Consider the following 25,922-nt stretch of genomic DNA (forward strand, 5'->3'; position numbering starts at 1 on the left):
CTGGCGCGGCCGGTTGGAGCCGTTCTCCATCCGTGGTTGGAGGCGCTGTCGAGCCCGTCTTGAGCGCCCGGGCGCACGCTGCCCGGCATGAGCGTTGTCGACGAATCGCCAGCGGGCATCAGGACCGTCCAGGACAGCGGCCCCGCCGCCCTCCCCACCGACCACGTCGCCGACCGGATCGCCGAACTCGCCGATCTGCGCGAGAAGGTGCGACGGGGCCCCAGCGAGCGGGCGACCGAGGCCCAGCACGCGAAGGGCAAACTGACCGCGCGGGAACGCCTCGCCCTCCTCTTCGACGAGGGGACGTTCACCGAGACCGAGGAACTGCGCCGGCACCGCGCGACCGGCTTCGGGCTGGAGCACCGCCGGCCGCACACCGACGGCGTCGTCACCGGCTGGGGCCGGGTGCACGGGCGCATCGTGTTCGCCTACGCCCACGACTTCCGCATCTTCGGCGGCGCCCTCGGCGAGGCCCACGCGGAGAAGATCCACAAGCTGATGGACCTGGCGGAGTCGGCCGGCGCGCCGCTGGTCGGGCTGTGCGACGGCGCGGGGGCGCGGATCCAGGAGGGCGTCACGGCCCTGGCCGGCTACGGCGGCATCTTCACCCGCAACGTCCGCAACTCCGGGGTCATCCCGCAGATCAGCGTGATCCTGGGCCCCTGCGCCGGCGGGGCCGCCTACTCGCCCGCCCTGACCGACTTCGTGTTCATGGTGCGCGGCACGGCGCAGATGTTCATCACCGGCCCCGACGTGGTGCAGGCGGTGACCGGCGAGGTCGTCTCGCACGAGCGGCTGGGCGGGGCGGACACCCATGCGTCGCTCTCGGGCGTGGCGCACTTCGCGTACGACGACGAGGCGAGCTGCCTGGAGGACGTGCGGCACCTGCTGTCGATGCTGCCGGCCAACAACCGCGAACTGCCGCCCGCCGGGGCCGCCTCGGATCCGGCGGACCGCCGCACCGGCGCCCTGCTGGACCTGGTGCCCGCCGACCCGGGCCGCTCGTACGACATCCGGGCGGTGATCGCGGAGATCGTCGACGACGGCGACTTCTTCGAGGTGCAGGAGCACTGGGCCGCCAACATCGTGTGCGCCCTGGCCCGGCTCGACGGCCAGGTCGTCGGGATCGTCGCGAACCAGCCCGCCGTGTTCGCCGGGGTGCTGGACATCGACGCCTCGGACAAGGCGGCGCGGTTCGTGCAGACCTGCGACGCCTTCAACATCCCGCTGGTGACGCTGGTCGACGTGCCCGGCTTCCTGCCCGGCGTGGACCAGGAGCACGGCGGCATCATCCGGCACGGCGCGAAACTGCTGTACGCCTACTGCAACGCGACCGTGCCCCGGGTCCAGGTGATCCTGCGCAAGGCGTACGGCGGCGCGTACATCGTCATGGACTCCCGTTCCATCGGGACGGACGTGTCGTTGGCCTGGCCCCACAACGAGATCGCGGTGATGGGGGCGGAGGGCGCGGCGGGGGTGATCTTCCGGCGGGAGATCGCGGCGGCCGCCGACCCGGAGGCCACCCGCGCCCGGCTGGTCAAGGAGTACCGCACGGAACTGATGCACCCCTACTACGCGGCCGAGCGCGGGCTCGTCGACAGCGTCATCGACCCGTCCGAGACCCGGGCCCGGCTGATCGACGCGCTCGCCATGCTCCGCGCGAAGCACGCTCCGCTGCCGAGCCGCAAGCACGGGAACCAGCCGCAGTGACGGCGGCCCGTGAGCCCGGCGCCGTGGTGCGCGTGGTGCGGGGCGCGCCACGTCCCGAGGAGCTGGCCGCCGTGCTGGTGGTGCTCACCGCGCTGACCGCGGCCGCGTCCGGGCCCGCCGCCCCGGCCGGCCCGCCGAGGGCCGCGTGGCCGGACGCGGTCCGCCCGCTCACCACGGCGGCTCCCGCCTGGGCGGCCGCCCCGGGCCCCGACTGGCGGCAGTCGCCGTTCGGCTGAGGCCCGCCGGGCCGGCCGGCGTCACACGTAGCGGGCCAGGTCGTCGAGGACGCTCAGCACCTCCGTCTCCCCCTGGGGCGGGAGCTGCACCACGACCTCCTCGATGCCGAGCTCCGCGTAGTGCGCGAGCTTGCCGGGGGACGGGTGGACGGCGTACGGCACGACCTGGAGGGCGGACGGCTCGCGGCCCGCGTCCGCCCAGGCGGAGCGCAGCGCCGGGAGCGACTCGGACAGGCCGCGGCCGCCGATCGGCAGCCAGCCGTCGGCGTACTCGCAGATGTGGGAGAACAGTTTGGGTCCGGCGGCCCCGCCGACGAGGGTGCGGGGGCCGGTGACCGGACCGCGGGGCTTCTGCACGGGCTTGGGGTAGGCCGTGCTGGCGCGCACGCTCCCGTACTCGCCGTCGTACGCCGTGGGTTCGTCCGCCCACAGGGCCTGCATCAGCCGCATCCGGTCCCGGACCAGTTCGCGGCGCGTGCGCCACTCGACGCCGTGGTCGGCGGCCTCCTCGACGTTCCAGCCGTAGCCGAGGCCCAGGGTGAGCCGGCCGCCCGAGAGGTGGTCCACGGTCGCGATCTGCTTGGCCAGGTCGATCGGGTCGTGCTGGGCGACGAGCGTGATGCCGGTGCCCAGACCCAGCGTCCCGGTGACCGCCGCCGCCTGCCCGAGGGCCACGAAGGGATCGAGGGTGCGGCCGTACTCGCGGGGCAGGTCGCCGCCGGCGGGGTAGGGCGTGGTGCGTTCGACCGGGATGTGCGTGTGCTCGGGCAGATAGAGCCCGGCGAACCCGCGCTGCTCCAGCTCACGGGCGAGGCGGGTGGGGGTGATCGTCTCGTCGGTGAGGAAGATCGTGACGGCGATGCGCATGGGCGGCCCTTTCGCTGCGTACGGCTTCGTGGACGGCGTCGTCGCGGGTGACGCCCTCATCTGTACCGGGAGACGGCCCGGGTGTCCATACCGACTGGTCGGCATCGATCATGCTCCGCGCGCGTTCGACCGTCGGACAGGCCGATTGTTCGGTTTGGTAACGTGCCGGCGTGGCTGATCAGCCCCGATTCCCACGCGGATCCGGCCGTCCGTCCGACGCCCCCCACCGCCTCGACGACCCCCACCGTCTAGACGCCCCCCACCGCATCGACGACCACGAACCGCGCGCCGTCGCCGAGGCCCCGGCCGCCGGCCCGGTACGCCGGAAGGTCCCGTTCCGGAAGAACCCATACGGGAAGGACCCGTTCGACGTCGTGGCCCACCCGGACGGGCACGGGCGGGTCCGCGGGGAGCGGCGGGGCCGCCGCGCTCTGCGCCGCGCGGTGGTGCCACTGCTCCTCGCCGTCGTCGCCGCCTGCCGGAGCACCGCGGCCGACGGGCCGTCTCCCGCCGCGGCGGGCTTCTCCGTCCACTACGAACGCCCGGCGGGCCCGGACGCCGGCGGCGCGGCCTTCCTGCGCGGACGGCGCCTGCCGGAGGAGGCCGTGCGGAGCGTCACCTCCCTCGTGAAGGTGACCCCGCCGGTCGACATGGCCGTCCGGTCCTGCGACGGTGAGGGATCCGCCTACGACCCGGACGCCCGTCGCGTGGAGATCTGCTAGACCCCGGCCCGGGCCAGCGCCAGCACGCTCAGGCCGAACATCAGCACCCCCATCGGGAGATGGCCCGACGGGACGTGCGCGATGCCGAGGACGACCTGCACCGAGGCGAGTGCCAGGAACCCCGAGGCGTGCAGGACGGGCCGGGGCGAGCCGCCGCCCGGCTTCCACGCCAGCACCGCCGCGAGCACGTACAGCATCGACGCCCCGTACATCACCCGCGCTCCGACGCCGTGCAGGGTCTCCCCGTAGGGCGAGGTCAGCAGCAGACCGGCGGAGACCGCCTGGAGGAGGATGGTCAGGGTCTGCAGTGCGATCGCGATCTGCAGGAACGAAGCGCCGCGCCGTACGTTCGCCGTCATCTGAGTGGCCATGTCACAGTCCCCGTTTCCCGCCCTCGGGCGGTGGATCGATAAGGTCTCACCAGCCCGACGACGCGGGCCCGCGAAAGGTAAGGCGAGGGGACGGGGCGCAGGGATGGGGGCGGTCGGGGGCACCGATGACATATCCGGCGAGCGACGCCAACTGCTCAATGTCGCCTACCGGTTGCTCGGTTCACTGACCGAGGCCGAGGACGCCGTCCAGGACGCCTACGCACGCTGGTACGCGCTGCCCCGCGGCCGGCAGGAGGAGATCCTCTCCCCCGGCGCCTGGCTGACGACGGTGACCAGCCGCATCTGCCTGGACCTGCTCGGCTCGGCGCGGGCCCGCCGCGAACGCTATGTCGGCTCATGGCTGCCCGAGCCGCTGCCCGACCGCACCGAACGGGACCGCGCGGGCGGCGCCGGGCCCACCGGTCCCGCGGACCCCGTCGACCAGATCGTTCTGGACGAGTCGGTGACCATGGCCTTCCTCGTCGTCCTGGAGTCGATGACGCCCGCCGAGCGGGTGGCGTTCGTCCTGCACGACGTCTTCCGGTACCCGTTCGCCGAGGTCGCCGGCGTTCTCGGCCGCACGCCCGCGGCCTGCAAGCAACTGGCGGCATCCGCCCGGCGGCGGGTGGGCGTCGCGCGCGCTCCGGTCGCGGCGGCCGCCCGTGCGGATGTGGTGAGACACGTCAAAGAGGCGTGGGAGACCAAGGACATCGCGACCCTCGTCGGCCTCCTCGACCCGGACGCCGTGATGACCGCCGACGGCGGCGGCCTGGTCGGCAGCGTCCTGCGCCCGGTCCGGGGCGGCGCGCACATCGCCCAGTACATGATCGCCATCGCCGACAGGGCTCCGGGGCTGGAACTCCTGGAGCGGTCGGTCAACGGAGTCCCGGGCCTCGTGGCCCACCGGGCGGGCGTCGCCCTGACCGTGGCCTCGTTCGACGTCTCCGACGGCCGGGTCACCCGGATCTGGGCGATCCGCAACCCGGAGAAACTCCGCCCGTGGACCGGGGAGGGGCTCAGCCCACGGTGACCCGGTAGGTGATCCGCTCGGGTTCGGCCGGCGGGGTGGGCGAAGGGCTGCCGCCGCCCCCGCACGCCGTCGTCCCGGCCGTGGGGAACGTGCAGTGCAGCAGCACGATCCGGGTGCTCCCCCTGCCCGTGGCCTCGAAGGTGAGGACGAGGGTGCCGTCGCCGCCGACCGACTTCCCGTCGTCGGCCGCCTGGTAGCGCCGGTCGGCGGTGCGGAGCACCGAGGCGTCCGGCTGCGGATCCACCACGAACCAGTGTTCCCGGGTGGACGCGTTCTCCGGCACGGACAGCGTGAAGCGTTCGCCGACCTCGGCGGTCACGGTGGTGTCCTGCGTGGGGTGGCTCGTGGGCCCGCCGGCGCCCGACGCGCAGCCCGCGCAGCCCGCCACCAGCAGAGCCGCCGCGCAGAGCGCCCTCGCGGCGGCGCCCGCACCCCTCTCCGGCCCGACCATCGACTCCACTCCCCCGTTTCGATCTTGACTGCCGGAGGCTGAGACGCACCGCGCCCCCGACCGGTTCTCCCCCCGGCGGGTCCCGCGAGGGCGGCCGCCCCGCGCCGACCGGACGCGGGCTTCCCGCAGGGGACGGAGCCGGATGCGGCCCCCGCTCTCGTCGCGCCCGAGGCGTCGGAGACCATGGAGGCAACAGCGCCTCGTGTGAAGGAGCCTTGCGGACGATGTCCCGCCCCGCCGAGTCCCGCCCCAGCGACCTCCGTTTCCGTGCGACGACCGCCTTCCAGCGGTACGTCGCCAACCCGCTCATGCGCCGCCTGCCGTTCCACACGCTCCTGGAGACCACCGGCCGCGTCTCCGGCCTGCCGCGGCGCACCCCGCTGGGCGGCCGCCGGATCGGCGACACGTTCTGGCTGGTCTCGGAGTTCGGGGAGCGGTCGCAGTACGTCCGCAACATCCAGGCCGATCCGCGGGTGCGGGTGCGGATGGGCGGGCGGTGGCACACCGGCACGGCCCACCTGATGCCCGAGGACGACCCGGTGGCCCGCCTGCGCACCCTGCCCCGGGCCAACAGCGCGGCGGTGCGCGCACTGGGGACGGGTCTGCTCACCGTCCGGGTGGAGCTGGACGGCTGAGGCGGGCGGGACGGACGGCGGCCCGGAGGCCGGATCACCCCGGCCAGACGATCGCCTGCACCTCGCTGTACGCGTGCAGCGCGTACGAGCCGACGTCGCGTCCCACGCCGCTCTTCCTGAACCCTCCGAACGGGGCCTCCATGTTGCGGCCGACGGTGTTGACGCCGACGCCGCCGGCCCGGAGCCGGCGGGCCACCCGGAAGGCTCGAGCCACGTCGCCGCTCCACACGTAGTCGATGAGCCCGTAGTCGGAGTCGTTGGCCAGGGCGACGCCCTCCTCCTCCTCGTCGAAGGGGATGACGACGACCACCGGGCCGAAGATCTCCTCCCGCGCCACCCGCATGTCGTTGGTGCAGTCGGCGAGCAGGGTCGGCGCGACGTAGAAGCCCCGGTCCGACGAGGGACGTTCACCGCCCGCCACCACCACCGCGCCCTCCTTGCGCCCCAGTTCGACGTACGACTCCACCCGGTCCCGGTGCGCGGCGGAGATCACCGGGCCGACCACCGTGTCCGCCTCCCTCGGATCGCCCACCTTCAACCGCCCGGCGTAAGCGGCCAGTTGCTCCACCAGCCGGTCGTACACCCCGCGCTGTGCCAGCACCCGCGTCGGCGCGGTGCAGATCTGGCCGCTGTAGAAGGAGAACGTCGTGCCGATGCCCGCCACCGCCGAGCCGACGTCCGCGTCGTCGAGGACGACCGCCGCGCCCTTCCCGCCCAGCTCCATCAACTGGCGTTTCATGTCCCGCCCGCACACCTCGGCGATGCGCCGGCCGACGGCGGTCGACCCGGTGAAGCTCACCATGTCGACGTCCGGCGACGACACCGCCGTCTCGCCGAGCGCGACCGCGCGCCCGGAGACGACGTTCACCACCCCGCGCGGCACTCCCGCCGCCTCCAGCGCCTCCGCCATGCGGTACACGGACAGCGGGTCCTGCGGGGCCGGTTTGACCACGACCGTGTTGCCCATCGCCAGGGCGGGGGCGATCTTCCCCGCCGGGTTCGCCCACGGGTTGTTGTAGGAGGTGACGCAGGCGACGACCCCGACCGGCTGCCGGACGGCCAGCGCGCCCATCACCCCGGCCTTCCCCATCGGTCCGGCCTCGTTGATCTGCGGCGGGACGGCCCACTCGGCGGGCTCCACGCGCGCGTAGCGGCGGAAGCGGGCCGCGCCCACCCCGACCTGCATCCCCCGCGCGGTCCCCGAGGTGGCGCCGGTCTCCGCCTGGGCCAGTTCGGCGTACGGCAGCAGCCGGGCCCGGATGAGGTCGGCCGCGCGGCCCAGCACCGCCGCCCGCTCCTCCGGCGGGGTGCGCGACCACGGCCCGAAGGCCTCGCGGGCCGCCGCGCAGGCCGCCCGCACCTGGTCGCACGAGGCCTCCGGCGCCCACCCGACGGTCCCCTCGGTCGCCGGGTCGACGACCTCGTAGTGGCCGCCGTCGGGTTCCTCCCAGGCCCCGCCGACGAAGAGCTTCTGCCCGCCGGTCACCTGGTGCTCACCGTCTCGGTGTCGCGTCCCGAGCGCAGCACCCGTCCCGGCACGGCGCCCGTCACCACGTCGTCGCGGATGGCCGCCACGCCGTTGACCCACACCGCGCGCACCCCGATCGCCCGGGAGTCCAGCCGCGGACTGTCGCCCGGCAGGTCGTGCACCAGGGTGGCCTTGCCCGCGTCGACGCGCTCCGGGTCGAACAGGACCAGGTCCGCATGGAAGCCCTCCTGGATCCGGCCGCGTTCCCGCAGACCGAACAGCCGCGCCGGGTCGTCGGTGAGCATCTTCACCGCCTGCTCCAGTCCGGCCAGCCGCCGGCCGCGCAGACAGTCGCCGAGGAAGCGGGTGGTGTACGGCGCCCCGCACATGCGGTCCAGGTGCGCGCCCGCGTCGGAGCCGCCGAGCAGGACGTCCTCGTGGCTCCAGGTCTCCGCCCGCAGGGCCCACGAGTCGGGGTCGTTGTCGGTGGGCATCGGCCACAGGACGGTGCGCAGGTCGTCGGCCGCGCAGATCTCGACCAGGCAGGCGAACGGGTCCAGGCCGCGCTCGGCGGCGACGTCCCGTACGACGCGCCCGGTGAGGCCCTCGTTCGCCGCGCTGTAGGTGTCCCCGATGACGTACCGCCCGAAGTTGGTCAGCCGCCGGAAGACGCCCGCCTCCTTCGATCCGGCGCTCCGGAGCATCTCGGCCCGCACCCCCGCGTCCCGCAGCCGCTCGATCCGCTCCGGGACCGGAAGCCCGAGGACCGGCCCCCATCCGGGAATGAGGTTCAGCGCGCAGAACGTGCCCAGGGACATGTTCATCGGCGTCAGGATCGGCATGGTGAGCGCCACGACCCTGCCGCCCGCCTTGCGGGCCCGCTCGCTCGCCATGAGCTGCCGGGGCACCCGCTCCGGGACGGCCGCGTCGACCGTGAGGACGTTCCAGTTCAGGGGGCGTCCCGCCGCGGCGCTCATCTCCACGAACAGGTCGATCTCGGCGTCGCTGAACTGGTCCAGGCAGCCGGCGACGATCGCCTCGATCTGCGTGCCCTCGTGCTCGCCGACGGCCCGGGCGAGCGCCAGCAGCTCCTCCGGCCGCGCGTGCCGGGAGGCGACCGGCCGGCCGTCGCCGTCGGAGTGGGTGGAGGACTGGGTGGTGGAGAAGCCCCAGGCGCCGGCGTCCATCGCCTCGTGCAACAGCCCCACGATCCGCGCCAGTTGCTCTTCGGTGGGCTGCCCGCCCACCGCGTCCGGCCCCATCACGTACCGCCGCAGCGCGCAGTGCCCCACCATGAACCCCGCGTTGACGGCGATCCGCCCTTCGAGGGCGTCCAGGTACTCCCCGAACCCGTGCCAGTTCCAGGGTGCGCCCTCCTCGAGCGCGACCAGGGACATGCCCTCCACCTTGGACATCATGCGGCGGGTGTAGTCGGCGTCCTCGGGGCGGGCCGGGTTGAGCGGCGCGAGGGTGAAACCGCAGTTGCCCGCCGCGACCGTGGTCACCCCGTGGTTCAGCGACGGGGTGGCGTACGGGTCCCAGAAGAGCTGGGCGTCGTAGTGCGTGTGCGGATCGACGAATCCGGGCGCGAGGACGAGGCCGGCGGCGTCCTCGGACGTGCGGGACTCCTCGGTGACCTTGCCGACGACGGCGATCCTCCCGCCCCGGATGCCGACGTCGGCGGTGAAGGCGGGCGCACCGGTCCCGTCGACGACGGTCGCGCCATTGATCACGTGATCGAGCATGAGAGCTCCTCCTCAACTCCGTTGCGGGCGGCGCCGCTCTGGGGCGCGGGGAACCGCGCGACCGGCCGCGGCGGACCCGCCGTCGCGCGGCGGTCCGCACGCCCGCGGCGCCTGCGCGCCCTCAGGTCCGCGACAGCGTCACGCGCCCTGCCGGAACCGCGTCGTGCGATGCACGGGATCCGTGTCGATCTTCGGGATCACGTGCTCCCCGATCAGCCGGATCGTCTGCAGCGTCTCCTCCCGGGGCACGCCCACCGGCAGCCCGAAGGAGAGCTGGTCGGCGCCCGCCTGCTCCCACCGCTTGCACTGCCGCAGCACCTCGTCCGGGTCGCCGCAGATCAACAGCTCCTCCTCGACGAGGAGTTCGACGAACTCGGCGTTGTACTCGGGCAGCGTCTCCGGCCAGACGGGGAAGCCCTCGGGCCGCGGGAAGGTGTCGTGGTAGCGGAACACCAGCGACGGCAGGTAGTGCAGCTCGCCCTCGACGGCGATCCGGATCGCCTCGTCGTGGGTGGGCGCGCAGATCGCCGTCGTCGTCACCATCACGTTGTCGTTGACGAAGTCCCCGATCGGCTCGGCGTTCACGACGGCCGTCTTGTACTGCTCCAGCACCCACTCCATGTCGGACACCTTCTGGATGCTGAAGCCCAGCACGCCGAGGCCCTTCTTCGCGGCCATCGCGTAGGACGGCGGCGACCCGGCCGCGTACCACATCGCCGGGTGCGACTTCCCGTACGGCTTCGGCAGGATCTTGCGCGGCGGCAGCTGCCAGTGCTTGCCCTGGAAACCGGCGTACTCGTCCTGGAGCCACATCTTGGGGAACTCGGCGATGGTCTCCTCCCAGATCTCCTTCGTGTAATTCATGTCGGTGATGCCGGGGAGGAAGCCGAGGATCTCGTGGGAGCCGGCGCCGCGGCCGGAGCCGAACTCGAAGCGGTTGCCGGTGAGGTGGTCGAGCATGGCGACCTTCTCGGCGACCTTCACCGGATGGTTGACCTGGGCGAGCGGGTTGAAGATGCCCGAGCCGAGGTGGATGCGGTCGGTCGCGTGGGCGAGGTAGCCGAGGTAGACGTCGTTGGCGGAGAGGTGCGAGTACTCCTCCAGGAAGTGGTGCTCGGAGGCCCAGGCGTACTTGAAGCCGGACCTGTCCGCCTGGATGACGTACTCGGTCTCCTCCATCAGCGCCTTGTGCTCGGCGAGCGGGTCGGTCTCGGCGCGTTTGCCCACGTATCCCTGTACAAAGAGCCCGAATTCCAAGGAGGTTCACCGTCCCCGGTTCTGATGTCCACAATTTCTGACGATCCGTCAGATTGGCTGGCCCGACTGTCGCACCGCCCGCACGGAGGGTCAAGAGCCGACGGCCGGTCAGATGACGCTGACCCCCGCCAGCCACCCTCCGTCGATCACGAAGGGCTGCCCGGTGATGTAGGAGGAGTCGTCGGACGTGAGGAACAGCGCGAGGCGAGCCACCTCCTCCGGGCGGCCGATCCGGCCCAGCGGCACGAGCTTGCGGTACAGCCCGTCGATGGCCTTGGCGGCCTCCTCCCGGTCCGCGTCCGGGTCCAGCAGGGAGGGGTTGGACATCGCGGTGTCGATCGCGCCGGGGCACACCGCGTTGACCCGGATGCCGCGCGGCGCGAGCTCCAGGGCGGCGACCCGGGTGAGGCCGAGGACGGCGTGCTTGGTCGCCGCGTACGCGCCCACCGCCGCCATCCCGGTCACGGCGGTGTACGACGCCGTGTTGACGATCGTGCCCCCGTCGGCCATCACCGGCGCGACCGTCCTGACGCCGAGGAAGCAGCCGACCTGGTTGACCTGCACGACCTGCATGAACTCGTCGAGGGGCGTGTCGGTGAGGGCGTTGAAGCGCAGGATGCCGGCGTTGTTGACGAGGCCGTCGATCCGCCCGTAGGCCTCCTGCGCGGCGCGCACGGCCGACTGCCAGGCCTCCTCCCGCCCCACGTCCAGGTGCACGTACAGCGCGCCGATCTCCTCGGCGAGGGCCTCACCCTGTTCGTCCAGGACGTCGGCCACGACCACCTCGGCGCCCTCCGCCCGGAACAGCCGGGCCTCCTGCTCCCCCTGGCCTCGCGCGGCGCCGGTGACGAGGACGACGCGCCCGTCGAGCTTGCCCATGCCGAACCCCCTTCGCATCACTGGAGCTCCGCATCGTACCGCCGTAACTGACGATGCGTCAGATAGCGGCCGCCGATCGGCCAGGATTGCACAAGCACACGCCAAGTGACCTACAGGTAGGGACATTTGACTCTGTCCAAAGGCTGTGGGAACTCCAATACTCCTTCACGGAAATGCAAAGCCACCCCCAAGGACGGAGCGCACGCAGGCATGGCCAAGAGGAGACTGAAGAACAGGAAGGTCCGGTACGCGGCGATCGGGGCGGCCCTGGCGACCGGCGGGGTCATCGTCACCCTGCTGCCGTCGGCGAACGCGGCCGACGAGAAGACGCCCGAGCAGATCACCGCGATGTGCCAGAGGTCCGCGGTGCTCAACGGGAAGAAGCAGTCGGTGGAGGATTTCGGGGGCGGCTTCGCGGACGGCTTCCAGGCCGACAACTGCGATTTCGTCGAGACGAAGTTCGAGACCTTCGACGGCCCGACCGAGAAGTCGTCCATCGATTTCCCGAACTGCGAGCCGAACGCCACCGATCCGGCCAAGGTGTCCGTCACCTGGTCGGCGAGCGCCGCCCAGGGACAGGGCAAGTACACGGTGACCCAGCAGGGTGCCGGCGGCGGCCTCTTCGGATTCCTCAGCGGCTCCTGGCTGAAACACAAGGGCACCCTGGACATGACCGTGAAGTCGGCCACGGCCGGCGCCACGGAACAGCGGGAGGTGCCGGTCGGCAAGGTGCTCCACATGGAGTTCACGCCGAAGATGCAGCGCATGACCGGGGAGTGGCGGGTGCGCATCGACGCCCGCGCGGCGACGACCACCACCAACGCCACCCCGGAGCAGAACTTCGTGGCCCCGGACGTCGTCGAGGGCCCCGCGATCCTGCCGGGCGCCGCGGGCGCGCCCGGTGTCGCGGACGGCGTCTCCGAGGCGGTCCTGGAGGACTGCTGACCGGGAATCCGCGAAAGCGCGCAGTTCACGACGTATGCCACCCTCAGGAGAACCCATGACCACCAGCTCCCCCCGCGCCGGAAGCCACCGCGGCCGCAAGAAGCGCATCACTCTCGCCCTGGCCCCCGTGGCGGCCCTCGCGGTGATCGTCCCGCTGATGAACCAGGCGGGCGCGGCCACCCCTTCCGAGGTGAGCGCGGACTGCTCCGCCGACTCCGACAAACTGGAGAACTGCGAGTTCGTCGACGTCCAGTTCAAGGCGAACAGCCTCGGGCCCAATCAGCGCGTCTCGCCCGTGACGAAGAACTGCGGAACGACGACCGCGGCGACGAGCACCTTCGCCGTGAGCACGTCCGTCACCAGAACCATTCAGCTCGAGGACGGTTTCACCGCCGGCGCCGACACGAAGCTGGGGAACTCGTTCTTCGAGATCGGCGCGAAGTTCAGCACGTCCGAGATCAACATCACGCGTGACGACAAGACGACCAGCCTCGCGTTCAGCCGCTCCGACACCGTCCAGCCGGACAGCATCGGGTTCTTCATGTGGTCGGCCAAGCGCACCGACGTGAGTGGATTCCTGCGCGCCACGTACAAGGAGGCACAGGACGGCCAGAAGGTGTTCTTCTCGCCGAGCGAGGGCGCGACGAGCGTCCATGTCTTCTATCCGCAGCTGCTGCAGAACGGAACTCCGGACGGCCGGCTCTGGTTGCGCAACGTGAAATGCGGGAGCGCCGAGGCCAACGGAATCGAGAACTCGCTGAACAGTCTGCGCATCGAGCCCGGATTCGGCGAAGGCGGCGGAAACGTGACCGACGTGGAAATACCCCTCACCGAGGTCCCGGCTCCCTGAGGGTTCTCACATGCGAAGCACGGGCGCGGCCGGTGTGGCTCCCAGCCACCGCAGGACCGCGTCCGTGCTGCCCCGCGCGTCCAGCTTGGCGTAGATGTTGCTGAGGTTGTTGCGCACGGTCTTCTCGCTCAGCCGTAATCGCAGACCGATCTCCTGGGCGCCCAGTCCCGTCGACAGCAGCTCCATGACCTGTCGTTCGCGCGGCGAGAGCAGGGCGCGCAGCCGCTCGACGGCGTCGCCTGCCGCGGGCAGCCGCCGGGCGCCCTCGCGCAGCGCGGCGCACGCGGCGGGCGAGAGGGAGGTGTGTCCGACGGTGGCCGCCATCACCGCCGAGGACAGCATGTGGGTGCAGCAGTCGTCCTCGACGAGGTATCCCGCCCCGCTCCGGAACACCTCCACCACGATGTCGGTGTCCCGGCGGGGACTGACCACGATCACCGGGACGCCCTTCGCCGCGAGCTCCCGGAGGTCCCGGAGCACGGTCGAGGGGTCCTCGCAGCGCAGGACGGCCACGTCCAGGTCGTCGGGGAAGCGGAACGGCGGGGACAGCCGCACCACGTTCCCCACGTACGGATCGTGCGGGGCCGGCCAGTCGTCGTGCGGCCAGTCGCCCCCGGAGCAGGCGAGGGCGACGACCAGGGGCCGGGAGGGACGCTCGGTGGATCGCACTTTCTCGGGTCCTTCCGCCGGCCGTCACGTCCGTACGTTCGTACATACGCGGCTCGGCGGGGATGTGTTCAAACCTTCAATGAGTCAAACCCTCACGGGTGCCGTCGAGCAAGGGCGCCACCTCGGACCCGAACGCGGCGATCTGGTCGGTGAGTTCGGTGCGGTCGCGACAGCGGAAGCGGACCTGGATCTGGTCGACGCCCATCTCCCGGTAGGCGCGGAGCGACGCGGCGAGGGCCTGCGGGGGCCCGGCCAGGGTTCGCCGGCCGACGTCCCAGCCGGGCGTCCCGACGTACAGGGGCTCGGTGATCGCGCCGACCGTGCAGGGACCCTCGACTCCGGCCTCGGCGCGCAGCCGGCGGATCCGTTCGATCTGCGCGGGCAGCCGGTCCCTCGGGTCGCCCTGGGGCAGCCAGCCGTCGCCCCGGAGCGCGGCCCGGCGCACGGCGGCCGGGGAGGAGCCGCCGACCCAGACGGGGACGCGGGCCTGAGCGGGGCGGGGCCGCTGCCCGAGCCCCTCGAAGTCGTACGACTTCCCGTGGTGCGAGGGGAACTCCTGCGGTCCGAGCGCGGCGCGCAGGGCGTCGATCGTCTCGTCCAGGACCGCGCCGCGCCGCTCGAAGTCCGCCCCCAGCGCCTCGAACTCCTCCCGTACGTGGCCCGCGCCCACCCCGAGGATCAGCCGGCCCCCGCTGAGGTGGTCGAGGGTGGCGTACTGCTTGGCCGTCACCAGGGGATGGCGCAGGCCGACGACGGCGACATGGCTGAGCAGGCGGACGCGTGTCGTCACGGCCGCGAGGTGGGCGAGGGTGGCCACGGGGTCGTACCAGACGGTGCTCATGGCCTCGGCCAGCCGGCGCGGGATCGCCACGTGGTCGCAGGCGGCGACGTAGGCGAAGCCGGCCCGGTCGGCGGCGCGGGCGACCTCGACGAGGTCGGCGGGTCCCGCCCCGGCCTCCCAGGGCTCGGCGTAGAGCGTGGACTGGGACTGGACCGGGAGCTGGATGCCGTAGGCGAGGCTCACCTGGGGCTCCACAGGCCGTCCTCGGTCAGCCCCAGCAGCTTGATCGCGTTGCCCCGCACGATCCGCTCCACCACGTCCGGCGCCAGGTGGCCCATCTGCGCCTCGCCGACCTCCCGCGACTTCGGCCAGGTGGAGTCGGAGTGCGGATAGTCGGTCTCGTACAGGACGTTGCCGACGCCGATGGAGTCGAGGTTGCGCAGCCCGAAGGCGTCGTCGAAGAAGCATCCGAAGACGTGGTCGGTGAACAGCTCGGACGGCGGACGGTGGACCTTGTCCGCGACCCCGCCCCACCCCCGGTTCTCCTCCCACACCACGTCGGCGCGTTCCAGGATGTAGGGGATCCAGCCGATCTGGCCCTCCGCGTACATCACCTTCAGGTTCGGGAAGCGCTCGAACTTGCCGCTCATCAGCCAGTCGACCATCGAGAAGCAGCAGTTGGCGAAGGTGATGGTGGAGCCGACGGCCGGCGGGGCGTCCTGCGAGGTGGACGGCATCCGGCTGCTGGAGCCGATGTGCATGGCGACCACCGTGCCGGTCTCGTCGCAGGCGGCGAGGAACGGGTCCCAGTAGTCGGTGTGCACGGAGGGCAGCCCGAGGTGCGGGGGTATCTCGGAGAAGGCGACCGCGCGGACCCCGCGCTCGGCGTTGCGGCGGACCTCGGCGGCGGCCAGCTCGGCGTCCCAGAGCGGGATGAGGGTGAGCGGGATCAGACGGCCGTGGGCGTCCGGGCCGCACCACTCCTCCACCATCCAGTCGTTGTAGGCGCGCACGCAGAGCAGGCCCAGCTCGTGGTCGGCGGCCTCGGTGAAGGTCTGCCCGCAGAAGCGGGGGAAGGTGGGGAAGCAGACGGCGGACTGGACGTGGTTGACGTCCATGTCGGCGAGGCGGGAGGGGACGTCGTAGGAGCCCGGGCGCATCTGCTCGTAGGTGATGACCTCCAGCTTGATCTCGTCCCGGCTGAAGCCGACGGCGGTGTCGAGACGGGTGAGGGGGCGCCGCAGGTCCTCGTAGACCCACCAGTCGCCGACGGGGCCGTCGTCGCCGGGCTCGCCCATGACGGGCTTGAAGCGGCCGCCGAGGAAGGTCATCTCCTTCAGCGGGGCGCGGACCGTGCGCGGGCCGGTGTCGAGGTACCTCTTCGGCAGGCGGTCCTGCCAGACGGTGCTCGGCTCCACGGTGTGGTCGTCGACGGAGATGATCAACGGCAGCGGTGTCGCGGTCGGTGAGGTGTCCATGGGGGCACGGTAGCGCCGATCTGACGACCCGTCAGCTAGCGTGCGGGGGCTGGGGGTGATCGGGTGTGTCCGGATGTGTACGCACAGAGTGTGGGAGGTCTGTGGACTCCCGTGCACAGCCTTGTGATCGGTGTCTCGCGCGGCTGACGATCCCGGCATGGACAGGGCAAACTGGGCCAGTACTTCGTATGCCTAAGGGGAGCCCTGATGGACGACCGCGCAGAGCACGGCGGCCCGCGTGTGCCGCAGCAGAGGCGTCCCGGCTCCACCGGGGAGCCGGCCGCGCTGCGCTTCGCCGTGCTCGGTCCGGTGCGCGCCCGACGCGGCGAGGAACAGCTGGCCACCGGCTCGCCCCAGCAGCGCGCCCTGCTGGCGGCCCTGTTGCTGCGCGAGGGCCGCACCGCGACGGCCGCCGAACTGATCGACGCCCTGTGGGGGGAGGAGCCTCCCTCGCAGGCGCTGGCGGCGGTGCGGACGTACGCCTCCCGGCTGCGCAAGGCGTTGGACCCCGGCGTCCTGGTGAGCGAGTCGGGCGGGTACGCGGTGCGCGGACTGGGCGAGGGCGCCCTGGACCTCGCGGTGGCGCAGGAACTCGCGGCGGAGGCCGAGAAGGCGAAGGCGTCCGGCGACCTGGGCCGGGCCCGGGAGGCGCTGAACCGGGCGCTGGGCCTGTGGGACGGCGAGGCGCTGGCCGGCGTGCCCGGCCCCTACGCGGAGGCGCAGCGCGTCCGGCTGGAGGAGTGGCGTCTCGGCCTCCTCGAATCCCGGCTCGACCTGGACCTGGAGCAGGGCTGCCACGCCGAGGCCGTCTCCGAGCTGACGGCGCTCACCGCGGCGTACCCGCTGCGCGAGCGGCTGCGCGAGCTGCTGATGCTGGCCCTGTACCGCAGCGGCCGGCAGGCGGAGGCGCTCGCCGTGTACGCGGACACCCGGCGGCTGCTGGCGGAGGAGCTGGGGGTGGATCCGCGGGCGGGACTGCGGGAGCTGCAGCGCCGCATCCTGCAGGCCGACCCGGAGCTGGCGGAGCCGTCCGCGCCCGCGGAGCAGCCGACGGTGGTGCAGGTGCTGCCCGCCCAGCTCCCGGCGACGGTTCCGGACTTCACCGGCCGCTCGGCGTTCGTCCGGGAACTCAGCGAGGTGCTGGCGGCGGCCTCGGGGCCCGAGGGCGGCGGCGGGACGGGCCGGGTGATGGCCGTGTCCGCGCTGGCCGGCATCGGGGGCGTGGGGAAGACGACCCTCGCCGTGCACGTGGCGCACCAGGCCCGGTCCGCGTTCCCCGACGGACAGTTGTACGTGGACCTCCAGGGCGCGGGAGCGCGGGCGGCCGAACCGGAGACCGTACTGGGCTCCTTCCTGCGGGCGCTCGGCACCGCCGACTCGGCGATACCCGACTCCCTGGCGGAACGGGCGGCGCTCTACCGCTCCGTGCTGGACGGACGCCGGGTCCTGGTCCTGCTCGACAACGCCAGGGACGCCGCGCAGGTGCGGCCGCTGCTGCCGGGCACGGAGGGCTGTGCCGCGCTGGTGACCAGCCGGGTCCGGATGGTCGACCTGGCGGGCGCCCACCTCGTGGACCTGGACGTGATGTCCCCGGAGGAGGCGCTTGCCCTGTTCACCCGCATCGTCGGCGAGGAACGGGTGGCGTCGGAGCGCAAGGCCGCCCTGGACGTGGTGGCGGCCTGCGGCTTCCTGCCGCTGGCGATCCGCATCGCGGCGTCCCGCCTCGCGGCCCGCCGCACCTGGACGGTGTCGGTGCTGGCGGCGAAGCTCGCGGACGAGCGGCGCAGGCTGGACGAGCTCCAGGCCGGCGACCTCGCCGTGAAGGCGACGTTCGAACTCGGCTACGGGGCGCTGGAGCCGCCCCAGGCCCGCGCGTTCCGACTGCTGGGCCTCGCGGACGGCCCGGACATCTCCCTCGCGGCGGCCGCCGCCGTGCTGGACCTGCCGCCCGAGGACACCGAGGACCTGCTGGAGTCCCTGGTGGACACCTCCCTGCTGGAGTCCGCGGCCCCCGGCCGCTACCGCTTCCACGACCTCGTACGGCTCTACGCGCGTGCATGCGCGGAACGCGACGAGCAGACGGCCGGCGAACGCGAGGCGGCGATGTCACGGCTGCTGGACTTCTACCTGGCGACCGCGACGGGCGTCTACGCGATCGAGCGGCCCGGGGAACGGGTGCTGGACCACCTGAGCCGCGGCAGCTACCCGGGGCTGGCGTTCCCCGACCGGGGCAGGGCGCTGGACTGGCTGTTCACGGAGGCGAGCGGACTGCTGGCGGCGGTGCAGCAGGCCGGCACGGCGGGCATGCTGCGGCGCGCCGCCGATCTGCTCTTCGCGGCCGTCGACCTCGGGGAGTCGGGGATCAGCTCACGCCAGTACGTGCTGGCCGCCACGGCCGTGGTCGCGGCCGCACAGCGCACCGGGGACCCCTACGCCGAGGGCCGCGCCCGTCTGATGCACAGCCACATCCTGGGCGTCTCGGGCCAGTTCGCCGAGTCGGACCGCGAGGCGGGCGCGGCGCTGAAGCTGGGCCGCGCCGCCGGGGACCCCGTGGTCTGCGCCCAGGCGCCCAACCAGCAGGGCATCATCGCGCTCTACAACGGTCGGCACGACGAGGCCGAGCAGCACCTCACCGAGGCGCTGGCCGCCTTCCGCGCCGACCGGAACACACCGGGCGAGGCCAGCGCGCTGTGCAACCTCTCCCGGGTCCACCTGGCGACCGGCCGCACCGAGAGCGCCGTGTCCCTGGCCCGCCAGGGCGTCACCATCTACGAGCGCGACGACACCGGCATGGCCCTGCGCCTCGCCAACGGGAAGTACGCGCTGGGGCTGGCGCTGACCAGCGCCGGGGAGATCACGCTGGCGCTGGAGGCGCTCACCGACGCCCTCGGCATGTTCCAGGACGCCCGGCAGCAGCTGTGGCACGGCATGACCCTCTTCCGGCTCGCCGAACTCCATCTCGCCGACCAGGGGCCGGCCCGCGCCGCGGCCTGCGCGGAACAGGCCCTCGCCGTCCTGCACGGCATCGGCGGCGAATGGCGCCGCGCCAACGTCCTCACCGCCCTCGGCCGCGGACTGCACGGCGTCGGCCAGCTCGACCGGGCGAAGGTGTGCTGGCAGGAGGCCCTGTCGGCGTTCGAGGCGTTGCGGTCTCCCGAGGCCGAGGACGTACGAGGACTGCTGGACTCCGCACCGGTCAAGTGAGTCGCCGCGCGCGGGCGTTCATCGTTTGTTTATCGCCGTCCGGCACTGTCGGTTGGGCCGGACCGTCGCGTCGGGGGGCAGACGGCTCGGTGCGAAGGCCGCGCCACCGGAGGGGTCTTGTGGATCAGGCCACAGGGCACCGCCTAAGGTGAACGGCCTTGAGAGACCCGCCCGGCAATCCACGGGGGAACTGCCGGGCGGGTCTCGCCCCACTCCGATCCATCACGCTTCCGTTCTAGGAGTCACGTCATGGCCGACAACACCGGCACCGTCAAGCCCGCCGACTTCCACGCGACGAGCGAGAAGGCCGAGACCCCGGCGGTCGTCGCCGACTCCAAGCCGGCCGCGGAGACGGCGGGCGAGGAGATCACCACCAAGGACTTCCACGCCACGACCGAGCCGTTGAACAAGCCGGCCGACTTCCACGCGACCGACGAGAAGGCCTGACACAAGCCACACCGGACGGGGATCGGCCGCGGCGGCGCGGAGGGGAGGCCGCCGCGGCCGAGTCGTGTCATGTCGTCCCGTGCCGTGCACGGGAGCCGGAGGACGCCCGGCGAACGCCGTGAAGCAGACGCCGAGCCGGCCCCGGCGCGCCGCCGTGGACGAGACCCACGCCGTTCGCCGGGCCGGCGCCCGGCCGGATCGGCACGGCCCGCCGACCGGTCACGCGGGCTTCCGATCCCGCAGCTGCCCCTTCACCACCTTGCCGCTCGCGTTGCGGGGCAGTTCCGTGACGAACTCGACCGCCCGCGGCACCTTGTAGTTGGCCATCTCGCGGCGGGCCCAGGCGATCAGGTCGTCGGCCGTGGCCACCGCGCCCGGCCGCCGGACCACGTACGCCCTGCCCACCTCGCCCAGGCGAGGATCCGGGACGCCGATCACGGCGACGTCGGCCACGTCCGGGTGCAGGCCCAGGAGCTGCTCTATCTCCGCCGGGTAGGCGTTGAAGCCGCCGACGATGAACATGTCCTTGAGACGGTCGGTGATGCGGAGGTTGCCGGCCGCGTCCAGGACGCCCACGTCCCCGGTGCGCAGCCAGCCGTCCGGGGTCAGCGCCTCCGCCGTCGCCTGCGCGTCCTCGTAGTAGCCGCGCATCACGTGGAAGCCGCGGACGAGCACTTCGCCCGGTGTGCCCGGGGCGGCCTCGGCGCCGCCGTCGTCCACCACCTTCACCTCCGTGCCCGGGATCGCCCGGCCCGACGTCGAGGCGATCACGCCCGGCTCGTCGCCCCGCCGGCACATCGTGACGATGCCGCTCGCCTCCGACAGGCCGTACGCCGTCAGCACCGTCTCCACCCCCAGCTCGCCCCGCAACCGCTCCACCAGGCGCAGCGGGACCACCGCGGCGCCCGTCACCACCAGCCGCAGGGCGGAGAGGTCGTAGGCGGCGCGTGACGGGTGGTCCAGCAGGGACTGGTGCAGCGTCGGGGGGCCCGGCAGCACGGACACCCGCTCCGAGGCCACGTTCGCCAGCACCGCGCCGACGTTGAACACCGACTGCGGGATCATCGTCGCGCCCCGCATCAGACAGGCGATCACCCCCGCTTTGTAGCCGAAGGTGTGGAAGAAGGGGTTCACGATCAGATAGCGGTCGCCTCGCCGCAGCCCCGCCAGGTCGGTCCAGATCCCGTACGCCCGCAGGGTCTGCGCGTGCGTGATCACCGCGCCCTTGGGGCGGCCCGTCGTGCCCGAGGTGAAGACGATGTCCGACGGATGGTCCCCGCGCACCGCGTCCGCCCGCTCGCGGACCTCCGCCCGCCCCACCCCCTCCCCGCTCGCCAGGAAGTCCTTCCAGGTGCGGAAGTCGGCCGGGGCGTCGTCCGACAGCACGACCACCTGCTCCAGCGCCGGCAGGCCTCCCAGTGGCCCCGCGCCGGGCCCCTCCCCCGCCGCCCGCCGCAGCGACGCCACGTACGAGGTGCCGAGGAACGTGCCCGTCACGAACAGCAGCCGGGCCCCGCTCCTGCGCAGCACGTCGGCCGCCTCGGCGCCCTTGAAGCGGGTGTTGACCGGCACCAGCACCGCCCCCGCCGACAGCGCGCCGAGCGCCGCGACCATCCAGTCGAGCGAGTTGGGGGCCCAGATGCCGACCCGGTCGCCCGCCTCGAGACCGCCCGCCACGCAGGCCGCCGCCGCGCGCTCCACCCGGGCGCCGAGTTCGGCGTACGAGATCCGGGTGCGGCCCTCCACCACCGCTTCGGTGTCGGCGTACCGCTCGGCCGCCGCGCGCACCAGGCCCGGGATGCTGCCCCACTCCACGTCACCGCGCATTACGCGCCTCCCCGCCAGTAGCTGACTACCCGTCAGATTAGCTGTAGCCTGACGGACTGTCAGCCGCCACATCGCATTGCGGAGGTGCGTGCAGCGTGACCCTCAAGGACGCCACCGCCATCGTCGGCATCGGCCAGACCCCGTTCGCCAAGCACCTCCCCGAGTCCGAGAAGACGCTCGCCTGCCGGGCCGTCCTCGCCGCCCTGGACGACGCCGGGATCGCGCCGGGCGAGGTCGACGCGCTCGCCTCCTACACCATGGAAGAGACGGACGAGGTCGAGCTGGCCAAGGCCGTCGGCTTCGGCGACCTCACCTTCTTCAGCAAGGTCGGCTTCGGCGGCGGGGGTTCGTGCGCCACCGTCGCGCACCTCGCCGCGGCGATCGCCGCCGGACAGGCGACGGTCGGGGTGGCCTGGCGCTCGCGCAAGCGGGGCAGCGGTCCCCGGCCGTGGACGAACACAGCCGTCCAGCTGCCCACCCCGGCCCAGTGGACCCGGCCCTTCGGGCTGCTGCGGCCCGCCGACGAGATAGCCATGCTGGCCCGCCGCTACATGCACGAGTACGGCGCGACCCGCGACCACCTGTTCAACGTCGCCCTCGCCTGCCGCAACCGGGCCAACCAGAACCCTGCGGCGATCATGTACGAACGTCCGCTCACCCGCGAGATGTACATGACCGCCCGCTGGATCAGCGAACCCCTCTGCCTGTACGACAACTGCCTGGAGACGGACGGGGCGCTGGCCTGCGTGGTCGTCAGCCGGGAGCGGGCCCGCGACTGCCGGCGCCGGCCCGTCTACGTGCACTCCGCCGCCCAGGGCCTGCCCGCCCAGCACCACGGCATGGTCAACTACTGGAACGACGACCCGCTCACCGGCCCCGCCTGGGCGGCCGCCCGACACCTTTGGAAACACGCCGACTTCACCCCCGCCGACGTCGACGTCGCCCAGATCTACGACGCGTTCACCGCCCTCGTGCCGCTCTCCCTCGAGGGATACGGCTTCTGTGCGCGGGGGGAGGGGGGCGCCTTCACCGAGGGCGGCGCCCTGGAGACCGGCGGACGGCTGCCCCTCAACACCGGCGGGGGCGGGCTCAGCGAGGCCTACGTCCACGGCTTCAACCTCGTCAACGAAGGCGTCAAGCAGCTGCGTGGGACCAGCACCGCCCAGGTTCCCGGAGCCGGCACCTGTCTCGTCACCGCCGGCGAAGGCGTCCCGACCTCCGCCCTGCTGCTCCGCAACTGAGAGCCCGAGGAGTTGACCCACGATGCTCACCCCCGTCACCGACCCCGACGGCGCCCCCTTCTGGCAGTACGCCGCCCGGGGCGAGCTCCGCGTCCAGGCCTGCGCCGACTGCGGCGAACCCCGCTTCCCGCCCCGCCCCTGCTGCCCGCACTGCCAGTCCTTCTCGAGCGAGTGGCGGCCGGCCTCCGGGCGCGGACGGATCTGGTCCTACGTCGTCCCCCACCCGCCCCTGCTGCCGGAGTACGCCGCACAGGCCCCCTACAACGTGATCGTCGTCGAGCTGGCCGAGACGCCGCGGATACGGATGGTGGGGAACCTGGTCAGCGGGCCGGGGGCCGCCCTGAACTCCCTCTCCCCCGACCGGATCAGGATCGGCGCCCGTGTGCAGGTCGTCTTCGACGACGGACTCCCGCAGTGGGTTCTGGAGCGGCCGTGAGCGTGCGCCTCGACGTCGACGGGGACACCGGGGTCGCCGTCGTCACCCTCGACCGGCCGGCCAGGCTCAACGCCATCGACCTCGACACGGCCGACGAACTGCGGTGCGTGTGGCGGGGGTTGCGGTTCGACGACCGGGTGCGGGCCGTCGTCCTCACCGGCGCCGGCGGACGGGCGTTCTCCACCGGGCTCGACCGCGACGCCGTCGTGCCGCAGCCCGACTCCCCCTACATGCAGGACGATCCCCTGCTCACCGTCGGGCCCAAGGCGAACGACCTGTGGAAGCCGGTCGTCGCTGCCGTGGAGGGCATGGCCTGCGGAGGCGCGTTCTACCTGATCGGCGAGTGCGAGTTCGTCGTCGCCGGCGCCGACGCCGTGTTCTTCGACCCCCACACCACGTACGGGATGGTCAGCGCCTACGAGTCGGTGCTCCTGGCGCAGCGCATGCCGTACGGCGAGGTCGCCCGGATGATGCTCATGGGGACGGCGGAGCGGATCTCCGCCCGCCGCGCCCACGAGATCGGGCTGGTCTCCGAACTCACAGAAACGGGCGGCGCGTTGCGGGCCGCCGTCGCCTGCGCCGCCGTCGTCGCCGGATATCCCGCCGCCGGGGTCCAGGGCACCGTGCGGGCACTGTGGGCGGCGAAGGAGACGGCCCGCACGACGGGGTTCGCGCAGGCGCCGCACCTCATCTCGCTGGGCAACCTGCCGACCGGGAAACAGGCGGAACTCTTCGCGAGCCGATCCCCCGCCCACCCCCGAATACGCTGACCCGCCCGGGAGCCCGGCCATCGCCGTATCCCCGGCGATTCCCACCGCCACCGCGCAGCGCGTACGGCTCAGCCGGTCGGGCGGAGTTGGTCCCGGGATCGGCAGTCCCGGCAGCGGCCGGGTTCCGGGGTGCGGAAAGCCCGGTCGCAGCCGTCGCAGTTGCGCAGGGGCACGACCGCCGGACGTACGGGGGGTTCCGCGCTTCCGGCCGGTACCGGCAGCGGAGTCTCCTTGAGGCGGTAGGCGAGGATGCCCGCCGGGCGGGTCAGGAACTGGTCCGGGAGGCGGGCGGTGAGGTGGTCCGTGATGTGCGTGGGCAGGAGTCCCGCCGCGAGCCACCGGGTGACCGCCGGGGCGAGGCGGGCGGCTTCCTGCGCGGACAGGACGAGGCGAGGGTCGACCCGGCGCAGGGCGGCGAGCACGGCGACGGCTCGGGGGTCGGCGTCGGCGAGCGGGATCGGTGTCTCCGCCTCGTCCTGTCCGGGGGGCCGCACGGTTTCCCGCACGACGGCCGACGCGGGCGGGACCGCCGCCGCGGAGGCGGGCCGCTTCCGGGGCCGGGGCGGATTGGGCGGCTCAGGAGGGCCGTCCGGATGCGGCGCGCCGCCGGGGACGTCGTAGAAGTACGTCCGCGTACGGATCTTCCCGGTGGGCGTGCGCTCGCGGCGGCGCTCCAGGTATCCGGCCGCTTCGAGCTCCCCGAGCGCCCGCGAGATGAGGATCTCCCCCTCGCTGAAGTGCGCGCACAGGGCGGTGATGGTGACGGGGGAGCCGTCGGGCAGGGAGGAGATGTACGCCGCGACGCCGACCGTGACCGCGCTGCCTCGCCGCTGGGCGAGGGCGTTGGAGATCACCGTGAAGTCGGCCGTGAGGCGGGTGCGGACGTGGATCACACCGGAAGCCGGAGCTCCGGCGTCGGCGCGCAGGGGCGCGTTAGACTGCGGGTCAGCCATCGGGAAGCTGCTTTCTTCCTGATCGGTCAGGCCCTCGTTCGGGATGCCAGTCCCGGCCGGGGGCCGTATCTGTCTGCGGTTGTCGCGGCGAACGTAACCGTCCGCATCCCGCGCCTGCAAGCCAGTCACCCGGACGGGTGACGCGGGCTTCGCGGCCGGGGAGGGTGGGTGGGCGGGTGGTTCTTTCCCCCGGTTCTTTCAGGAGGTCAGCGGCCGACCGGACCCTCGCGGACGAGGGCCCGGTGAGCCGGAACGGCGGGCCGCGCCCGGGCCCCGGCCGCCTCGGGGACGGCGCCTTCCGGCCGCAACCCGCCCGGGTCAGCCGGCCGGTGCGTACGGCTCCGGGTTGCAGTGGTCGACCTTCGCCGCGACGCCCGGGTCGGACAGGTCGACCTGAACCGTCGTCGTCTCGTTCCCGGCGACGTACTCGTCCTTGGTCTGCTCCTCCAGCCGGGTGGAACCGGCGTCGAGGAAGTCGACCGTGACGGTGAAGTAGGCGCCGGTCGGGTTCGGGTTGGTGACCTCGACCGTCGCGTAGGGCTCGCTCCGCGTCGCGCAGTCGATCAGCCGCACCGTCGCGTCCTGCTGCGTCGTGGACGAGCCCGAGGAGCCGCTGCCGCCGCTGGTGTCGTCCGTGTAGTCGTCATCGTCGTCGTAGTCGCGGTAGCGCGACCCGGAGCCGCCCCCGCTCGACGACGAACTGTCGTGGTCCTGGCCGGAGCTGCTGCATCCGCCGCCGTCGCCGTGGCTGCTGCCGTGCCCGTGGCCCCTGCCGGTCGTAAAGCCGGTCAGCGCCAGTACGACGCATCCCGCCACCGCCGCGAACCTGAGTTTCTGCCCCCGTCGATCCATGCCGACAGCCTAGGGGCCCGCTGTCACGGCCATGTCACTGCGTGGCGACCGGCCCGTCCCCGGCGTAGCGTCTGGGGTGGCGGCCGCCGTCTGGATCC

Annotated in this window: 25 protein-coding genes; 12 read left to right on the top strand and 13 right to left on the bottom strand. The window is 72.9% G+C overall.

Annotated elements, in window-relative coordinates:
- Positions 1 to 87: 87 nt before the first annotated feature.
- Together ACZ7DE_RS16090 and ACZ7DE_RS16095 are read left to right on the top strand one after the other, a co-directional pair.
- Complete coding sequence (locus tag ACZ7DE_RS16090) at positions 88 to 1,710, top strand: acyl-CoA carboxylase subunit beta (RefSeq protein ID WP_470761544.1); 1,623 nt, start codon at positions 88 to 90, stop codon at positions 1,708 to 1,710.
- Positions 1,707 to 1,946 (top strand): acyl-CoA carboxylase epsilon subunit, encoded by a 240-nt coding sequence (locus ACZ7DE_RS16095; protein ID WP_470761545.1) that lies wholly within the window; start codon positions 1,707 to 1,709, stop codon positions 1,944 to 1,946. The genes ACZ7DE_RS16090 and ACZ7DE_RS16095 overlap by 4 nt, the downstream gene beginning before the upstream one ends.
- Before the next feature lie 21 nt (positions 1,947 to 1,967).
- Here the strand turns inward: ACZ7DE_RS16095 and ACZ7DE_RS16100 are convergent, their stop codons facing one another.
- Positions 1,968 to 2,813 carry an LLM class F420-dependent oxidoreductase gene (locus tag ACZ7DE_RS16100; protein ID WP_470761546.1) on the bottom strand — a complete coding sequence of 282 codons (846 nt, stop codon included), beginning with the start codon at positions 2,811 to 2,813 and terminating at the stop codon, positions 1,968 to 1,970.
- Between the two features lie 170 nt (positions 2,814 to 2,983).
- Between ACZ7DE_RS16100 and ACZ7DE_RS16105 the strand changes: the two genes are divergently transcribed.
- Complete coding sequence (locus tag ACZ7DE_RS16105) at positions 2,984 to 3,535, top strand: hypothetical protein (protein ID WP_470761547.1); 552 nt, start codon at positions 2,984 to 2,986, stop codon at positions 3,533 to 3,535.
- Here the strand turns inward: ACZ7DE_RS16105 and ACZ7DE_RS16110 are convergent.
- Positions 3,532 to 3,906, bottom strand: coding sequence for a hypothetical protein (locus ACZ7DE_RS16110; protein ID WP_470761549.1), 375 nt, complete (start codon positions 3,904 to 3,906; stop codon positions 3,532 to 3,534). The two genes, ACZ7DE_RS16105 and ACZ7DE_RS16110, sit on opposite strands and share 4 nt — an antisense overlap.
- A 103-nt stretch (positions 3,907 to 4,009) precedes the next feature.
- On the opposite strand from ACZ7DE_RS16110, the gene sigJ reads away from it, so the two are divergent.
- Complete coding sequence (gene sigJ / locus ACZ7DE_RS16115) at positions 4,010 to 4,936, top strand: RNA polymerase sigma factor SigJ (RefSeq protein WP_470761551.1); 927 nt, start codon at positions 4,010 to 4,012, stop codon at positions 4,934 to 4,936.
- On the opposite strand, the gene ACZ7DE_RS16120 is transcribed toward sigJ, so the two are convergent.
- Positions 4,923 to 5,387 (bottom strand): protease inhibitor I42 family protein, encoded by a 465-nt coding sequence (locus ACZ7DE_RS16120; RefSeq protein WP_470761552.1) that lies wholly within the window; start codon positions 5,385 to 5,387, stop codon positions 4,923 to 4,925. The two genes, sigJ and ACZ7DE_RS16120, sit on opposite strands and share 14 nt — an antisense overlap.
- Before the next feature lie 224 nt (positions 5,388 to 5,611).
- On the opposite strand from ACZ7DE_RS16120, the gene ACZ7DE_RS16125 reads away from it, so the two are divergent.
- Positions 5,612 to 6,022 carry a nitroreductase/quinone reductase family protein gene (locus ACZ7DE_RS16125; RefSeq protein WP_470761554.1) on the top strand — a complete coding sequence of 137 codons (411 nt, stop codon included), beginning with the start codon at positions 5,612 to 5,614 and terminating at the stop codon, positions 6,020 to 6,022.
- Positions 6,023 to 6,056: 34 nt separating this feature from the next.
- Here the strand turns inward: ACZ7DE_RS16125 and ACZ7DE_RS16130 are convergent, their stop codons facing one another.
- The 4 genes from ACZ7DE_RS16130 to ACZ7DE_RS16145 form a co-directional block, all read right to left on the bottom strand.
- Positions 6,057 to 7,508 carry an aldehyde dehydrogenase family protein gene (locus ACZ7DE_RS16130; RefSeq protein WP_470761555.1) on the bottom strand — a complete coding sequence of 484 codons (1,452 nt, stop codon included), beginning with the start codon at positions 7,506 to 7,508 and terminating at the stop codon, positions 6,057 to 6,059.
- On the bottom strand, positions 7,505 to 9,235 hold the full coding sequence (locus tag ACZ7DE_RS16135; protein ID WP_470761557.1) for an N-acyl-D-amino-acid deacylase family protein: 1,731 nt from the start codon (positions 9,233 to 9,235) through the stop codon (positions 7,505 to 7,507). The genes ACZ7DE_RS16130 and ACZ7DE_RS16135 overlap by 4 nt, the downstream gene beginning before the upstream one ends.
- Positions 9,236 to 9,373: 138 nt before the next feature.
- Positions 9,374 to 10,492: an LLM class flavin-dependent oxidoreductase gene (locus ACZ7DE_RS16140; RefSeq protein WP_470761559.1), complete on the bottom strand. Its 1,119-nt coding sequence runs from the start codon at positions 10,490 to 10,492 to the stop codon at positions 9,374 to 9,376.
- 108 nt (positions 10,493 to 10,600) lie between these two features.
- Positions 10,601 to 11,371 carry an SDR family NAD(P)-dependent oxidoreductase gene (locus ACZ7DE_RS16145; RefSeq protein ID WP_470761560.1) on the bottom strand — a complete coding sequence of 257 codons (771 nt, stop codon included), beginning with the start codon at positions 11,369 to 11,371 and terminating at the stop codon, positions 10,601 to 10,603.
- 210 nt (positions 11,372 to 11,581) lie between these two features.
- On the opposite strand from ACZ7DE_RS16145, the gene ACZ7DE_RS16150 reads away from it, so the two are divergent.
- A complete protein-coding gene (locus tag ACZ7DE_RS16150; protein WP_470761562.1) occupies positions 11,582 to 12,316 on the top strand; it encodes a hypothetical protein in 735 nt (244 codons plus the stop codon).
- A 55-nt stretch (positions 12,317 to 12,371) separates the two neighbouring features.
- A complete protein-coding gene (locus ACZ7DE_RS16155; RefSeq protein ID WP_470761564.1) occupies positions 12,372 to 13,166 on the top strand; it encodes a hypothetical protein in 795 nt (264 codons plus the stop codon).
- 6 nt (positions 13,167 to 13,172) lie between these two features.
- Here ACZ7DE_RS16155 and ACZ7DE_RS16160 read toward each other — a convergent pair whose 3' ends face one another.
- The 3 genes from ACZ7DE_RS16160 to ACZ7DE_RS16170 all read right to left on the bottom strand — a co-directional run bounded on the left by ACZ7DE_RS16160 (position 13,173) and on the right by ACZ7DE_RS16170 (position 16,094).
- Positions 13,173 to 13,835: a response regulator transcription factor gene (locus ACZ7DE_RS16160; RefSeq protein ID WP_470761566.1), complete on the bottom strand. Its 663-nt coding sequence runs from the start codon at positions 13,833 to 13,835 to the stop codon at positions 13,173 to 13,175.
- A gap of 76 nt (positions 13,836 to 13,911) precedes the next feature.
- Positions 13,912 to 14,871 carry an LLM class F420-dependent oxidoreductase gene (locus ACZ7DE_RS16165; protein WP_470761568.1) on the bottom strand — a complete coding sequence of 320 codons (960 nt, stop codon included), beginning with the start codon at positions 14,869 to 14,871 and terminating at the stop codon, positions 13,912 to 13,914.
- On the bottom strand, positions 14,856 to 16,094 hold the full coding sequence (locus tag ACZ7DE_RS16170) for an amidohydrolase family protein (RefSeq protein ID WP_470761570.1): 1,239 nt from the start codon (positions 16,092 to 16,094) through the stop codon (positions 14,856 to 14,858). Before ACZ7DE_RS16170 ends, ACZ7DE_RS16165 begins: the two co-directional genes overlap by 16 nt.
- A 207-nt stretch (positions 16,095 to 16,301) precedes the next feature.
- Here ACZ7DE_RS16170 and afsR point away from each other — a divergent pair, with 207 nt between their 5' ends.
- Positions 16,302 to 19,298, top strand: a complete 2,997-nt coding sequence (gene afsR / locus ACZ7DE_RS16175; protein ID WP_470761573.1) for an SARP-family global regulator AfsR — start codon at positions 16,302 to 16,304, stop codon at positions 19,296 to 19,298.
- A gap of 249 nt (positions 19,299 to 19,547) precedes the next feature.
- Entirely contained in the window at positions 19,548 to 19,745 is a 198-nt protein-coding gene (locus tag ACZ7DE_RS16180; protein ID WP_470761575.1) for a hypothetical protein, read from the top strand.
- 219 nt (positions 19,746 to 19,964) lie between these two features.
- Here the strand turns inward: ACZ7DE_RS16180 and ACZ7DE_RS16185 are convergent, their stop codons facing one another.
- Positions 19,965 to 21,572, bottom strand: a complete 1,608-nt coding sequence (locus ACZ7DE_RS16185) for a FadD3 family acyl-CoA ligase (protein ID WP_470761577.1) — start codon at positions 21,570 to 21,572, stop codon at positions 19,965 to 19,967.
- A gap of 95 nt (positions 21,573 to 21,667) precedes the next feature.
- Between ACZ7DE_RS16185 and ACZ7DE_RS16190 the strand changes: the two genes are divergently transcribed.
- Genes ACZ7DE_RS16190 through ACZ7DE_RS16200 form a run of 3 tightly spaced genes read left to right on the top strand, consistent with a single transcriptional unit; the run spans position 21,668 to position 24,019 of the window.
- Entirely contained in the window at positions 21,668 to 22,813 is a 1,146-nt protein-coding gene (locus ACZ7DE_RS16190; protein ID WP_470761579.1) for a lipid-transfer protein, read from the top strand.
- 22 nt (positions 22,814 to 22,835) lie between these two features.
- Positions 22,836 to 23,249, top strand: a complete 414-nt coding sequence (locus ACZ7DE_RS16195; RefSeq protein WP_470761580.1) for a Zn-ribbon domain-containing OB-fold protein — start codon at positions 22,836 to 22,838, stop codon at positions 23,247 to 23,249.
- Entirely contained in the window at positions 23,246 to 24,019 is a 774-nt protein-coding gene (locus tag ACZ7DE_RS16200) for an enoyl-CoA hydratase/isomerase family protein (RefSeq protein WP_470761582.1), read from the top strand. Before ACZ7DE_RS16195 ends, ACZ7DE_RS16200 begins: the two co-directional genes overlap by 4 nt.
- A 68-nt stretch (positions 24,020 to 24,087) precedes the next feature.
- Here the strand turns inward: ACZ7DE_RS16200 and ACZ7DE_RS16205 are convergent, their stop codons facing one another.
- Positions 24,088 to 24,972: a molybdopterin-binding protein gene (locus ACZ7DE_RS16205; RefSeq protein WP_470761584.1), complete on the bottom strand. Its 885-nt coding sequence runs from the start codon at positions 24,970 to 24,972 to the stop codon at positions 24,088 to 24,090.
- Positions 24,973 to 25,290: 318 nt separating this feature from the next.
- Positions 25,291 to 25,824: a hypothetical protein gene (locus ACZ7DE_RS16210; protein WP_470761586.1), complete on the bottom strand. Its 534-nt coding sequence runs from the start codon at positions 25,822 to 25,824 to the stop codon at positions 25,291 to 25,293.
- Positions 25,825 to 25,922 lie beyond the last annotated feature (98 nt).

The organism is Streptomyces sp. NPDC037083, assembly GCF_055606485.1.

Bases quoted from the DNA above. Each gene is read 5' to 3' on its own strand.
- ACZ7DE_RS16150 (WP_470761562.1), top strand. From the start codon at position 11,582: ATGGCCAAGAGGAGACTGAAGAACAGGAAGGTCCGGTACGCGGCGATC.
- ACZ7DE_RS16210 (WP_470761586.1), bottom strand. From the start codon at position 25,824: ATGGATCGACGGGGGCAGAAACTCAGGTTCGCGGCGGTGGCGGGATGC.
- sigJ (WP_470761551.1), top strand. From the start codon at position 4,010: ATGGGGGCGGTCGGGGGCACCGATGACATATCCGGCGAGCGACGCCAA.
- ACZ7DE_RS16090 (WP_470761544.1), top strand. From the start codon at position 88: ATGAGCGTTGTCGACGAATCGCCAGCGGGCATCAGGACCGTCCAGGAC.
- ACZ7DE_RS16120 (WP_470761552.1), bottom strand. From the start codon at position 5,387: ATGGTCGGGCCGGAGAGGGGTGCGGGCGCCGCCGCGAGGGCGCTCTGC.
- ACZ7DE_RS16100 (WP_470761546.1), bottom strand. From the start codon at position 2,813: ATGCGCATCGCCGTCACGATCTTCCTCACCGACGAGACGATCACCCCC.
- ACZ7DE_RS16145 (WP_470761560.1), bottom strand. From the start codon at position 11,371: ATGGGCAAGCTCGACGGGCGCGTCGTCCTCGTCACCGGCGCCGCGCGA.
- ACZ7DE_RS16125 (WP_470761554.1), top strand. From the start codon at position 5,612: ATGTCCCGCCCCGCCGAGTCCCGCCCCAGCGACCTCCGTTTCCGTGCG.
- ACZ7DE_RS16205 (WP_470761584.1), bottom strand. From the start codon at position 24,972: ATGGCTGACCCGCAGTCTAACGCGCCCCTGCGCGCCGACGCCGGAGCT.
- ACZ7DE_RS16180 (WP_470761575.1), top strand. From the start codon at position 19,548: ATGGCCGACAACACCGGCACCGTCAAGCCCGCCGACTTCCACGCGACG.
- afsR (WP_470761573.1), top strand. From the start codon at position 16,302: ATGGACGACCGCGCAGAGCACGGCGGCCCGCGTGTGCCGCAGCAGAGG.
- ACZ7DE_RS16155 (WP_470761564.1), top strand. From the start codon at position 12,372: ATGACCACCAGCTCCCCCCGCGCCGGAAGCCACCGCGGCCGCAAGAAG.
- ACZ7DE_RS16185 (WP_470761577.1), bottom strand. From the start codon at position 21,572: ATGCGCGGTGACGTGGAGTGGGGCAGCATCCCGGGCCTGGTGCGCGCG.
- ACZ7DE_RS16110 (WP_470761549.1), bottom strand. From the start codon at position 3,906: ATGGCCACTCAGATGACGGCGAACGTACGGCGCGGCGCTTCGTTCCTG.
- ACZ7DE_RS16170 (WP_470761570.1), bottom strand. From the start codon at position 16,094: ATGGACACCTCACCGACCGCGACACCGCTGCCGTTGATCATCTCCGTC.
- ACZ7DE_RS16195 (WP_470761580.1), top strand. From the start codon at position 22,836: ATGCTCACCCCCGTCACCGACCCCGACGGCGCCCCCTTCTGGCAGTAC.
- ACZ7DE_RS16135 (WP_470761557.1), bottom strand. From the start codon at position 9,235: ATGCTCGATCACGTGATCAATGGCGCGACCGTCGTCGACGGGACCGGT.